We start from the raw sequence: 12,616 nt of genomic DNA on the forward strand, positions 1-12,616 counted from the left end.
GCGCAGATGGTGAAGCTACCGATAAGAAGGGAAAGAGCGTTCCCGAGAGTGGTGAAAGAGAGGCCCTGGAAATACCCAAAACCTCAGAAGAAAACAGCCAGTCAGTTGCTTAACTGACTGGCATTACGCCCGGAGGCGACGCTTTTAAAGCAGAAAAGATTTAGCCCAGCAGGGACATCACCATGCCGGACATGCTGTTGGACTGCTTCAGCATCGACATGCTGGTTTGCGCCAGCATCTGGTTGCGGGTCATGGAAGACGCTTCGCTTGCGAAATCGGCATCCTGAATATTACCCAGCGCAAGCTCGGTGTTGTCTTTCATGTTCGCAAGGTTCGCCGCGGTGTGGCCCAGACGGTTAATATTGGCACCCAGGCTTGAACGCATAGAACCGATACTTGCCAGACCAGCTTCCAGGTCACTCATCAGACCCTGCGCGCCAGATGCGGTAAACGCACCAGAAGCGTTAAGGCCGGACAGCGTGGCAGCAATTTTGCTGATGCCGGATGCGGTAGTACTCAGCGCGCCAGACAAATCGACGGTCATTTTCTCTTCGGCGCTTGAGCCAATCTGGAAGTTCATCTCTTTCGTCAGCTTGCCGCCGGATGCATTGAGCAGCTTTTCGCCACCGTATGAGGTATTGCTCATGATGTTATTGAGCTCTTTTTGCAGCTCGCCCAGCTCAGAACCGATAGCTTCACGGTCATCAGCGGTGTTGGTGTCGTTCGCCGCCTGCGTTGCGAGGTCTTTCATGCGGTACATGATATTGCTTACTTCATCAAACGCGCCTTCAGCGGTCTGCAGCATGGCGGTGGCGTCAGAGATGTTGCGCTGTGCTACGGCCATGCCGTTAGTCTGGCCCTGCAGACGGGAAGCAATCTGCAGGCCTGCTGCGTCATCTGCCGCGGAGTTGATGCGTTTGCCGGTGCCCAGACGTTCCATCGCGGTGGACAGCATGCTGTTGGACTTATTCAGGGCGTTGGTGGAAGCCATCGATGATGCGCTGGTGAAAATAGATAATGCCATTATTTTATCTCCTTATAGAACCTGCCTACCAGGTTCATCTCGCTAGTACTGAGATAAAACGACACACGCTCTGTAGAAATTAAACCGCCAGAAGAAGAAATTTTTAAATAATTATTTTTTTTCATTATTCACTAAAGACCAACTTAACTATCAGCTTCGTTATTCAAAAAGATGAAAAAATATTAAGCAAGTTTGTAGCCCTGAGAATTCCGCATAAACAAAATAAGAACCCTGGCGACTCAATATGAGAGAAACTTAAATTCAAAGTAATAAAAATAGTTTAAAATTTTTGGTGATTGCGGCAACGTGATGGTGATCACATACAAGAATGAAATATACGTAAACCGATCAAGCACTCAACATCCGATTCATTTTAAATTATTTTTACTACATCGAGCGATATTCTTTAACTTATGGCGTCATTTCTTAAAAGAACATAAGATTTTTCGCAGGTTAATCTGTTGCACATCACATTTTAATAGCGTAAAAATGATGCCGGGAAGCTTATCTTCCTGCCTCCGTGCCGGTAACCGTCGCTTTTTTGCCGCTTTGTTGCCCCCGGAGATAACCTTTAGGGATAAGAACGGATGGTTCTTAAATTCCCTCTGCAGCGAGCAGCCATTCATTGATGAATGCTAAACGGACTTAATGATTAATTTTGATTATGGGTTGTGCTGTTTTTAGCCGCAACTAAAATAAATTAAATCTACAGGAATGGTTTACTGTCCTATTAAAAATGAATAAATCCTATTTCTCTGTAAATAACTGGCTGGTTGATATCCCTTCGGGCTCAATCCTTCACCTGACCACCGGTGAGCGAAAAAGACTGGGAGAATACCAATTAAAACTCCTCGAAGTGTTCATCCAGAACACCGGAATCATTCTCACTCGTGAAGAGCTAACTAACCTGGTTTGGGAAAGAAGGGTTATTGGCAGCAACAGTTTACCGAACGCGATACATGCATTACGGTCAGCGCTTGAAGATGATGGAAAACAACAAAGAATCATTAAAACCATACCTAAAAAAGGGTATTTATTAGAGGCGGAATATTGCTGCTCAATAATAAAAGAAGAGAGCGAAATCGGGGAAAATAGCGACACATTTTTGCCAGAAGGTTCGCTTTTAACGTTTCCGGAACAGCAAATACCCCATTCCACACTGCCAGAACACGAAGACAGCGCTGAGCTTCTTTCAGCGCCCACAAAAATTATCGAAGGACAGGTCACGAACCTCGACTCCGCGTCGCCTCAGGTTCCGGTTCAGCAATATCGCCGCCTGTTTATCGCGCTTGTGATGGTGATTCTGGCGGCGCTGATAGGCTGCGGGGGAATGTGGTATTTCCTTGAAGGCCGACAAAATCGTCTTCTGATTGAAGAACAAGAATCAAACGTTTACAGCAATATCCACATTTACCAGATATCTCCGGCCAGCAGCCCGGATCGCAATACGGAGAAACTGCACGGCAAGCTCAAGGACACGCTCTACCAGCTCAATCAAATGCTCAAAGCGCAGTCCGTCAGCATGAATATCTATTATCTGAGCATCGATCAGACCCTGAATTACACTTTTTCGATGGAGCACCGCTGTGACAGCAAACAGCTAGCCATGGCCATCTACCACTGGCGTATAGACGTCCCGCAGTTAAACAACCTTATCCTGAGAGAAACGAAGAGGAAGCTCAATGAAATGGCTATTTGCGCCAGTGAATAAATGGTTACTCGGCGGAGCGCTATTGTTAGTGATGCTGATAGCGATGAGTTTGCTTCTTTGGCCTGCTAAACCGCCTCTTCCGCAAAAGATTCAGGGCAATGTGCAGATGGGATTTTATGACCTGATGTCACAGCGCAAAGAGATTTACGACTCCAGCATGAAGACCGTCGGCAACACCATCCTGACGACCATTACCAGCCCGGACGACAGCCGCTTCGTGCTAAAAGGCAAGTTCACCCGGCTTGGCCTTGATGACGGAAAAATTTTCTTTTCCTACACGCCGGTTTACTCAAGCACGCTCCGCTCGGGACTAATGATTGACGGCCTGGTGGATTTGCTGCTGCATGTGGATGTCTGGATGGAGCCGCTGCAGTTGAAGGACCAGCCTATCGTAGTCGGCCAGAGCGGAATGATATTTTTGTATCCGTTACATCGCTGAAAAAAGGGCGGTTGCGCCCTTTTTTATCCCAATAAATTCTTCACCGTCGCCAGATGCAGATTCGCCTGCGCGCCCAGCGCTCTGTTGAGTCCGCTGAAGCTCTCTGTGCTTTTTTCCAGTACGTTCCCCAGCGCGCGTGCCGTTTCCTGCGCCTGTTTCGGGGTGTAAGGCGTTGCCATATCGTCAATGCGCGAGCGAACGCGATCCTGGTGAATGCGGAGTTTCCCACGCTGCGACGTTATTTGCTCCAGCGCGCTTTGCATGCGCGCGTTGTTCTCGCGTGCGCTTTCAGGACGAGCGGCGATTTGCACCAGCCCTTCGTGTTGCGCCTGTTCCGGCTGAACAGCCAGCAGGGTAAAAGAGTCGGAAGGGTAATTATGGCCTTCACCTTTAACGCTGAGCTGCTGGCTGACGCGATCCCAGCGCGATTCATCCACGCTGAATTTAACGCGGCCCGTAATATCCTGCCGGGCATTAATTCCCAGGCGTCCCAGACCGACGTTCAGATGCATCAAAACCTGACGCGGCGCGGCTTCCTCTGGAAGAGCTACCGCCGCAAGCTCGCGTTTACTGCCGCCAAGCGAGAACACAAGCGTTTCTCCGCCTGGGTTTTGCAGCAGTTTTTCACTGCCCGCCAGGGTGAAATTCACCTGCGTGTTTTGCTGTAGGGAGACGCTAAAATGGCGATCCACCGTGCCGCCGGAAAGCTGCGGGCGCTTATCCAGCAGGCGCTGTAATCCTGCTGCTTTCTCAGGCAGGTCATGACGTCCGGTGGAATGGCGCAATAGCAATAGCTGCGTTTCCGTTTCCGCCAGATAGTTATCCGCCTGCTGTACCGCGGTGAGCTGCTGATTGAGCTGAACGTTATAGCGAAGAGGACGCGTTGAGATTAGCGCCGCTTCGGGAAACGGATTACGCTTCGCGCTCGTTTCCGTAACGCTGCGTGTTTTGACCGACTGAGGAGCATCAATTGCGCCGCGCGAAAGCGCGGCAGCGGTTGAGGATGTTGCTGTTTTTAACCCGACCTGCATAACCATTACATCATACTAAAAAGTGAAAGTGAGCTGATCATGCTGTAGGCCTTGTTCGATATCTGTATCGAGTTGGTATACAACTGCAAATCGTAGCTGGTCGTCGCCCAGTCGGTATCGGACAAATCGTGCACCACCTGCTGGTTTGCCATGCTGACATCGGAATGGGCGTCTTCAAGCATCGTCAGGCGATTCTGACGGCCGCCCAGGTCGGTAAAAATACTGGAAACGTTGTCGCGCGTGTTTTTCACAAGACCCAGCACGCTGGTCATTTCGTCCTGGTAACTCTCCACCGGGACGTTGGGATCTTTCATTTTGTCACTCAGCGCCTTGAGCTGATTGAGCATATCCAGATCGTTACCAGCAGAAGAAAAGGCACCCGCAACATTCGTGTTCTCGGTGACGTTCACCCCATTTGCGACGGTAGTTTCGCGGGAGCTGTCGTTACCGGCATAAATATATTTCCCGCTCACCTCATCCCACTGCACCGGCTTCGTGCCGGTGTTTGTGCCGGAAAATAAATAGCTGCCGTTCTCGTTTTGCGCATTCATTGTGGCCACAAGAGAATCGATCATCGAATCGATTTCCGCCCCGTAACCTGCCATGTCCTGCTGGCTGTGCGTGCCGTTTGCCGCGGACAGCAGTTTATCGTTAAGAGACAGAAGCTGGTTATTGATTGCCGTGACGTGAGATTCCTGAATAGACAAGGTTCCGCGCAGGCGCGAGATGTTGCTCTGATACTGGTCGATGGCCGATTGTTCACGGTTTAACTGCACCAGACGGGTCGCGGCAATGGGATCGTCAGACGGCACGTTAACGCGTTTTTGCGTTGCCATCTGCTCCATCAGTTTGCTCAGACGGTCGCCGTTGCGGCCCAGTTGGGCCATCATCGCACTGGAATTATAAAGACTGCTGACGCGCATAATTTATCCTCTTCTCACGCCGTCAAAACATATTCAGCAGATCGCTGAAGATCTGGTTGCCGGTGGCGATCACTTTCATGTTCGACTGGTATGCCTGCATATAAATTTGCAGGTTGATCGCCTCTTCGTCCTGATTCACCGCGCTTAGATTGTCGCGCTGGGTTTGCGCCTGTTCGCTAACAGCCTGCGCCGCATCCAGCTCGGTTTGGTTCTGCCGACTGGCAATACCTATGGTTGAGATAATGGCGGCAGCGCCTTCGTTGAGGCTCATATTGCCCAGCCCGTCGATATCAACTTTGGTATTTTTCAGGTCAATCAGCGCCTGCAAATTGTCGCCGTTGCCCTGCTCGTCCGCCTTACCGGAAAGCGCAATCTCGTCCGGCGTAAGATCGGTGACTTTCAACATGCCGGAGGTGTCGCTCGGGTCGAAGACAAACAGCGGCTTACCCGGATTGCCGTTCATGTCGAAACCCTGCGCAAGCTGGTCGTTAAACAGGTTCGCCACCGTTTCCGCCATGCCCTGTACCGAACTTTGCATCTCTTTTAGCGTGCCGGTTTCATAGTCATATAACGACCCTAGCTGGCCGCCCATTGACGGGTTGAGGGAGAACTCGCTGGTTGAGAATTTGAGGCTCATGGTCGGGTTACCGTTCGCATCCTGCCCGGCGCTTAAGGTCCCCGCCGTTTTACCGCTGACCAGCGGCTGCCCGCCTTTAAGCGCAACGGTGTAATTCCCGGCGCTGTCTTCCGTCACTTTGACATCCGCCAGCCCGCTCAATTGTTTAACCAGTTCGTCCCGCTGATCGCGCAGCGCGCTGGTGTTGCCGCCCGTTGATTCCTGCTCGGTGATTTTTTTGTTATAGCTGGCAATGCCTTCGCTCAGCGAGTTGATGCTGTCTACCGTCGCGCCGCGCTGGGTAGAAATAGACGTCTTCTGGCTGTTGATAAAGTCATTCATGTTGTTAAAACGCGTCGCCAGGGAATTTGCCTGGTTGAGCATTTGCTGGCGCAGCGCCGAGGATTCAGGCTGGGTGGTCATTTCGCTAAGCGAGGCGAAGAAATCATCCAGACCTTTGCCGAGACTTGTGGAATCCGTGCCGATAACTTTCTCCAGCGCGCCTATAAATTGCTGGTTTGAAGCGTAGTAGTTCGTTTTAGTATTGGTCTGCCAGACCTGGTTGGTGAGGTACTGATCTGAAATACGACGAATGCTGTCAACCTGTACGCCGTTTCCCGCAGACATGCCAACCTGCCCCATCGGACCAATGGCGCTCTGCATTATACCCTGGCGGGTGTAACCGGATGTCAATCGGTTGGCAACGTTCATCGAGGTAACGTTCATGCCGAACTGCGCGGCCTGAATGCCGCTGTATGCGATATCAATCATGCTCATATTTTTACTCCTGGCCTCGACGCATCACGGGGATGACGGGGGTGGTTAATTCTTTCGGCTGCTCAGTTAAAGCGGCACTTTCCCCGCCAACCTTAAGCCCCTCGCCATTTTGCGAGCCCAACTGCGCGATTATCATGTCGGCGATACCGCTTGAACGCTGAGAGGCAAGCTGCGAGGCGAGCTTATCGTCGTAAAAATCGCGCATCATGCGCTGCTGTTTGCTGTTAAACGGCGAGTCGTCAGCCGCCAGCGCGTCTGAGGCTTTACGCATCTGGGTCATCATGGAACGCAGGAACATCGCTTCAAACTGCTCGGCGGCCTGCTCGATATTCTGCGGTTTAACCTGTCCGGCGATATCGCCCGGCAGGATATTGGTCTGGCGATTAATGGCGTTAAGCATGAGGATTCCTTAAATCACGACCAGTTCGGCATCCAGAGCACCGGCTTCATGCAGCGCCTGCAAAATTGCCATGGTGTCATCGGGAGCGGCGCCCAGACTGTTGATGGTATTGACGATGCTGCGCAGGCTGGTGCCGGCTGGAATGGTGACCATTTGCCCGCGCCCGCGATTCACATCGACATCGCTTTGGGGCGTGGCGACGGTGCGACCCTGGCTGAATGCGCCCGGCTGGCTGACGTTTGTGCTTTCGCTAATCGTCACGGTGAGATTCCCGTGCGAAACCGCCGCGGCTCGAACCACTACGCCATCGCCAATCACCACGGTGCCGGTGCGCGCGTTAAACACCACGCGCGGACGCTGTTTGCCCGCGGTAATCTGCACATCTTCGAGCATCGACATAAACTGTACGCGAGCGCCCGCATCCTGCGGCGCTCTCACCACAACGTTCGTCGCGCTTTGCGCCGTTGCGGTGTTGGCGCCAAACGCATTGTTGAGCGCCACGGCGACGTTGTTCGCGGTTTTAAAACTTGGGCGTTTCAGGTTAAGCATCACCTGATTGTTTTCCTGGAAATCCGTCGGCACCTCCCGTTCTACCGAGCCGCCGTTCGGCACGCGTCCAACGGTTGGGGTATTGATGGTAATGCTCGACCCGCTGTTGCCTTCGGCCTTTACGCCGCCCACAACCACATTGCCCTGCGCCAGCGCATAGACTTCGCCGTCGGCGCCGCGTAGCTGGGTCAGCAACAGGGTGCCGCCGCGTAAGCTTTTCGCATCGCCGATAGAAGAAACGGTCACATCAATGGATTGCCCGCGGGCGTAACCCGGCGGCAACGTTGCGCTGATAGCCACCGCCGCAACGTTTTTAACTTTCGGGTCAATTTTGGTGGGTAGCTGGACGCCAAACTGACGCAGCATATTGGTCACCGACTGGCTGGTGAATTTCACCTGGTTTTTGTCACCGGTGCCGTCCAGCCCGACGACCAGGCTGTAGCCCACCAGTTGGTTACCGCGCACTCCCTGGATATCCACGATATCGCCCAGCGGCTGAGCCAGCACGGCAACACTCCACAGGAGCGTAAAAAACAACATTAGGTTACGCATTTCAGGCTCCGGTTAGATTGGGAACAGCGGGTGGTTGAAGAAACGGGTCAGCCAGCCTGCAGAGTTCGCATCGCTCAACGCGCCGCGACCGGCGTAAGCAATACGGGCGTTGGCAATACGCTGTGAAGAAACAGAGTTATCGCGCTCAACGTCGTCGGCGCGCACAAGCCCGGTAACGCGCATGTATTCGTCACCCTGGTTGAGGGTGAGCCATTTCTCGCCGCGAATCGCCAGCACGCCGTTAGGCAGCACTTTATAAACCGCAACGGTAATCGAACCGCGCAGGCTATTTTGCTGCTGCGAAGCGGCATTGCCGTTGAAATTGCGGTTAGCGTCAATCGAGCCGCTTAGCTTATCGATCGAGTGACCAAAAGCTTCAGGAATACCCATCGAGACGTCATTTTTCTTCCCGAAGTTGGTTCGCGCCTGTTTACTGGCCTGGGTGGATTCATCGAGCTTGACGGTAAGAATATCCCCCACGCGGTAGGCGCGGCGGTCCTGGGTCAACGACCAGTTATAACCGTCGTTATACAGCCCGCCGCCCTTTACCTGCACCGGCGGCTCGATGATATTTTCCGGCGGCGCATAGGCCGCGTCGTCTTTGTGGACCAGCAACGCCGGGCTTTCACACCCGGCAAGCGCCAGCACCAGTAAACTGATAACACACTGCTTTTTCATGACTCTCTTCGCTTCATGTACTCGTCTTTACATCGACTGAGTGACAAACTTCAACATATCATCGGCAGCAGAAACCATCTTGGCGTTCATTTCGTAGGCGCGCTGGACGGTTATCATGTCAACCATTTCCTCCACGACCTGGACGTTTGAACCTTCAAGCGAGCCCTGCTCCAGTTGACCAAATGCTTCTTCACCGGGCACCCCTTCCACCGCTTCGCCGCTGGCGGCGGTTTCGCGATACAGGTTGCCGCCCACCGCTTCAAGACCGGCCGGATTGACGAAGTTGACCAGGGTGATTTGCCCAAGCTCAACCGGCTCCGTTTCGCCGCCGACGGTGGCGGTTACGGTGCCGTCTTTCGCCACCTGCACCTCTTTGGTGTTAGCGGGTAGTTCAATTTGCGGCACCAGCGGCAGTCCCTGCGCGTTGGTTATCACGCCGTCCTGGTTTCTTTGCAGGTTGCCCGCGCGGGTGTAGGCGATGTCGCCGTCCGGCGTTTCCACCTGGAAAAATCCCTGGCCGGTGATGGCCACATCGAGGTTCTGCCCGGTGTTCTGAATGTTTCCCACCGAGAACTCTTTTTGCGTGCCGACGATTTTCACGCCGCTGCCAAACTGAATGCCGGTTGGCGCGGTGTTGTTTTGATCGAGCTGGCCGCCGGGGGTGCGCTGGTTCTGATAGAACAAGTCGGAGAACATCACACGATCGCGCTTAAAGCCGGTGGTGTTGACGTTCGCCAGGTTGTTCGAAATGGCGCTCATTTTCGCGTCCTGCGCCGCAAGCCCGGTTTTACTGATCCATAACGCTGGATTCATGGTTCCTGTTCCTTAAGTCGGGAAAGATTAACTGCCGCGAAGCAGGCGGTTGCCCGCCGTGGCTAAATCGTCTGCGGCCTTCATCATTTTGATTTGGGCTTCAAACTGGCGATTAAGCGCAATGCTCGACACCATCTCGCTGATGGCCGAGACGTTGGAGCTTTCCAGATGGCCTGCCGCAACGGTGACGTCTTCATTACGCGGATTGTTTGCAGCGTTGCTCACGAGAAAACCCAACGGGTTTTTCTGCAGCTCGCCTGGCGGAATATCCACAAGCTTTATGCGATCAACATCGACAGGCGCGGCGATATTGCCGTCGTCGGGCACGATGGTTATCACGCCGTCTTCAGCGATAGAAATTTGCGAGAACGGCGGCAGGACAATCGGCCCCGCGTCCCCTTCCACCGGTAAGCCATTGATGGTCAAATCGCCTTCCGGGCCGACGTCTATCTGCCCGTTGCGGGTATAGACCTCACGGTTACCGCTGGTCAGCGCGATAAGCCCGCTGCCTTTAATGGCGACGTCCAGATCGCGTCCGGTGGCGCGCATGGCGCCCGGAGTCATATCGATGCCGCCGGTGGTTGGCTGCACCTGGAAGCGGGAGGCATAACCCTCTCCCTGAACCTGCTGCGACATAGCGCTTTCCAGATCGTTGCGGAACCCCTGGGTGTTCACATTCGCCAGGTTGTTGGCGTGGATCTGCTGCTGAGACAGGCTGCGGCTGGCGCCGCTGACGGCGGTAAAAATTAAATGATCCATTACACCGCCTGGAACAGCGCCGTCATCATGCTGTCGTTGGTGCTGATAACTTTGGTGTTGGCCTGATAGTTACGCTGCGCGGTCATCAAACCTACCAGCTCGGAGGTCATATCGACGTTGGATGATTCCAGCGCGCCCGCTTTTACCGAGCCCAGCAGGCCGCTGCCCGGCGCCCCCGTCAGCGGCGCGCCGGAGCTGGCGGTTTGCGCCCAGGTCGTCCCATCCTGAGAAGCCAGCCCGTTCGCATTAGCGAAGTTTGCCAGTATTAGCTGGCCCTGCAGCATGCGTTCCCCGTTAGAGAAAGTGGCGTACACGGAACCATCTTCATCAATCTGCTGGCCGGTTTTTTCGCCGGAAGCATAGCCGCTGCCTTTGTTTTTGCTGACCGAGAAGTCCGAACCGTACTGGCTGGTGCCGTTGTAGCTCAGATCGATAGACAGCGACTGCGCGCCCGGAACATCAATCGACAAAGGAACCTTGCCGTTAGGCGTTTTCAGCACGCCCTGATCGGTGAATTCAATCTCCTGGGTAGCCGGATTAGTCAGAGGCTGATCGTCCATGTAGTAATGCACTTCCCACTTGTTGTCATCGGTTTTGACAAAGTACTGGTTGACGGTGTGCTCGCGTCCCAGAGAGTCATAAACCGTCGTGGCGTAGGTGTTGTTATAAGAGGTGTTATCTTTAGGATCGAAGGTGGTGGTTTCCGGCACTTTCGCGTTGGCATCAAGGTTTGCCGTAAAGTCCACGCTGTCCGTCGCTTTTGCAGGAATAGAGCCGCTGCTGATTGCCAGATTGCCTACCGTGCCCACCTGCAGTACGCCGTTGGCATCCACCGGATAGCCCTGCAGATTCATGCCCTGGTTGTTGACCAGATTGCCGCTGGCGTCGGTTCCAAAATAGCCTGCGCGGGTGTAAGCCGTGGTGCCCGCGCTATCGCGAACCACAAAGAATCCGTTACCGGCGATAGCCAAATCCAGCGCGTTCCCGGTAGAAGCTATATTGCCGCCTTTGGTAATACTCTGGGTTACGCCGGTAACGCCGACGCCCAGCGGCTGGCCCTGGGCATAAAGAGCCGCAAACTCGGCGCGGCCGGATTTAAAACCCACGGTGCCGGAGTTGGCGATATTGTTGGAGATAGAGTTAAGCTGCTCGGTAATGGCGTTAAGGCCGGTTGTTGCAATGTTAAAACTCATAAAATTGATTCCTGATTAAGTCTTTTCTGCCCCCGCGCTCAGGCGGAAGCGCTCGGTTTTGAGTTACCGAACTGGGTAATGTTGTTGTAGGCGATTTCGCCAAGTCCTGCGATGTTGAGCATGGTCGCGCTGCCATCGAGCGGAATACGCACGTTGCTCACCACGCCGCCGATTTCCACCGGAACATTTTCTTCCCCGGTGCCGGTCACCACGCTGAGGGTGTATTTCCCTTCCGGCAGGCCAAGCTCTTCAGGATTGATTTTGAAATCCACCTGACCGGCTTCCTGCTTGCCCAGCTCAATTTTGTGTTCAGTGCCCGCTGAGTCCTTAACGATAACGGTGACCACGTCTGCCGGATGTTCCAGCGTCAGGCGCCCGTTCAACTCGGTGCTGCCGTCGCTGTTAATCGTGTCGGTCTGCACCATTACGTTTTGCCCGACCAGATTGCCGGTGGTCAGCGTCTGGAGGTTGTCCATCAGCACGGAGTTATTCGCCATCAGTTGCGACATGGTTTCCATAGACTGCACCTGAGTCAGTTGCGCAAGCTGGCCGACGTACTCGGTGCCGTCGGTTGGATTGAGCGGGTCCTGATTCTGAATTTGCGCGACCAGCAACTGCATAAACAGGTTGTTCATGCTGCCTGCGGTAGAGCCGTTGCTCGCCACCGTGCTGGAATCGCTTGTGGAGACGTCGGTGCCTGCGGCTAGCGTGTTTACGTTCATCTTTATGCTTCTCCGAGTCGCAGCAGGCTTTGCTGCATGCTCTTCACACTGTTAAGGACATCGACGTTGGTCTCAAAACCTCGTGATGCCGACATCATGTCCGCCATCTCTTCCACAACGTTGACGTCGGGGTAGTAGACATATCCCTCGGCGTTAGCCATCGGATGGTGAGGCTCGTAGCGCTGCACCGCGTTGCCGGACTCCACGACGTCCATCACCTGAACGCGCGCACCGGTCAGCGCTTTATTGCCCATCAGCTCATCATTGCGATAAACCGCGGCGAAGACCGGACGGCGCGCTTTATAGACGCTCTCCTCGTTCAGAGCCGGAGATTCTGCATTCGCCAGGTTGCTGGCAATGGTGTTCAGGCGCACGGTTTGCGCCGTCATTGCCGAACCAGAAACACGATAAATATCGGTAAATGCCATT

15 protein-coding genes are annotated in these 12,616 nt (G+C 53.9%); 3 read left to right on the top strand and 12 right to left on the bottom strand.

The features are described 5' to 3' along the window. The coding region (locus MUA00_RS06995) for a hypothetical protein (RefSeq protein WP_271122610.1) at positions 1–117 on the top strand (117 nt) is incomplete at its 5' end. A 43-nt stretch (positions 118–160) separates the two neighbouring features. Here MUA00_RS06995 and MUA00_RS07000 read toward each other — a convergent pair. Beyond that, on the bottom strand, positions 161–1,024 hold the full coding sequence (locus MUA00_RS07000) for a flagellin N-terminal helical domain-containing protein (RefSeq protein ID WP_271122385.1): 864 nt from the start codon (positions 1,022–1,024) through the stop codon (positions 161–163). A 736-nt stretch (positions 1,025–1,760) separates the two neighbouring features. Between MUA00_RS07000 and MUA00_RS07005 the strand changes: the two genes are divergently transcribed. After that, entirely contained in the window at positions 1,761–2,735 is a 975-nt protein-coding gene (locus MUA00_RS07005; protein WP_271122386.1) for a winged helix-turn-helix domain-containing protein, read from the top strand. Next, positions 2,707–3,174 (top strand): hypothetical protein, encoded by a 468-nt coding sequence (locus tag MUA00_RS07010; RefSeq protein WP_271122387.1) that lies wholly within the window; start codon positions 2,707–2,709, stop codon positions 3,172–3,174. Before MUA00_RS07005 ends, MUA00_RS07010 begins: the two co-directional genes overlap by 29 nt. Before the next feature lie 23 nt (positions 3,175–3,197). Here MUA00_RS07010 and MUA00_RS07015 read toward each other — a convergent pair whose 3' ends face one another. Genes MUA00_RS07015 through flgC form a run of 11 tightly spaced genes read right to left on the bottom strand, consistent with a single transcriptional unit; the run spans position 3,198 to position 12,615 of the window. Continuing rightward, on the bottom strand, positions 3,198–4,205 hold the full coding sequence (locus MUA00_RS07015) for a hypothetical protein (protein ID WP_271122388.1): 1,008 nt from the start codon (positions 4,203–4,205) through the stop codon (positions 3,198–3,200). A gap of 5 nt (positions 4,206–4,210) precedes the next feature. After that, positions 4,211–5,128, bottom strand: coding sequence for a flagellar hook-associated protein FlgL (gene flgL / locus MUA00_RS07020; RefSeq protein ID WP_271122389.1), 918 nt, complete (start codon positions 5,126–5,128; stop codon positions 4,211–4,213). Between the two features lie 22 nt (positions 5,129–5,150). After that, positions 5,151–6,521, bottom strand: a complete 1,371-nt coding sequence (gene flgK, locus MUA00_RS07025) for a flagellar hook-associated protein FlgK (protein ID WP_271122390.1) — start codon at positions 6,519–6,521, stop codon at positions 5,151–5,153. A gap of 4 nt (positions 6,522–6,525) precedes the next feature. After that, complete coding sequence (locus MUA00_RS07030) at positions 6,526–6,921, bottom strand: rod-binding protein (RefSeq protein ID WP_271122391.1); 396 nt, start codon at positions 6,919–6,921, stop codon at positions 6,526–6,528. 9 nt (positions 6,922–6,930) lie between these two features. Then, entirely contained in the window at positions 6,931–8,022 is a 1,092-nt protein-coding gene (locus MUA00_RS07035) for a flagellar basal body P-ring protein FlgI (protein WP_271122392.1), read from the bottom strand. Between the two features lie 12 nt (positions 8,023–8,034). Then, positions 8,035–8,700: a flagellar basal body L-ring protein FlgH gene (gene flgH, locus MUA00_RS07040; protein WP_271122393.1), complete on the bottom strand. Its 666-nt coding sequence runs from the start codon at positions 8,698–8,700 to the stop codon at positions 8,035–8,037. Between the two features lie 27 nt (positions 8,701–8,727). After that, positions 8,728–9,513, bottom strand: coding sequence for a flagellar basal-body rod protein FlgG (gene flgG / locus MUA00_RS07045; protein ID WP_271122394.1), 786 nt, complete (start codon positions 9,511–9,513; stop codon positions 8,728–8,730). A gap of 27 nt (positions 9,514–9,540) precedes the next feature. Further along, a complete protein-coding gene (locus tag MUA00_RS07050; RefSeq protein ID WP_271122395.1) occupies positions 9,541–10,272 on the bottom strand; it encodes a flagellar basal body rod protein FlgF in 732 nt (243 codons plus the stop codon). Further along, positions 10,272–11,465: a flagellar hook protein FlgE gene (flgE, locus tag MUA00_RS07055; RefSeq protein WP_271122396.1), complete on the bottom strand. Its 1,194-nt coding sequence runs from the start codon at positions 11,463–11,465 to the stop codon at positions 10,272–10,274. Before flgE ends, MUA00_RS07050 begins: the two co-directional genes overlap by 1 nt. A 38-nt stretch (positions 11,466–11,503) precedes the next feature. Beyond that, on the bottom strand, positions 11,504–12,187 hold the full coding sequence (gene flgD, locus MUA00_RS07060) for a flagellar hook assembly protein FlgD (protein ID WP_271122397.1): 684 nt from the start codon (positions 12,185–12,187) through the stop codon (positions 11,504–11,506). A 2-nt stretch (positions 12,188–12,189) separates the two neighbouring features. Next, complete coding sequence (gene flgC / locus MUA00_RS07065) at positions 12,190–12,615, bottom strand: flagellar basal body rod protein FlgC (RefSeq protein WP_271122398.1); 426 nt, start codon at positions 12,613–12,615, stop codon at positions 12,190–12,192. Position 12,616 lies beyond the last annotated feature (1 nt).

It is taken from the genome of Dryocola boscaweniae (assembly GCF_025215095.1).
In the GTDB taxonomy this organism is placed as follows: Bacteria; Pseudomonadota; Gammaproteobacteria; order Enterobacterales; family Enterobacteriaceae; genus Dryocola; species Dryocola boscaweniae.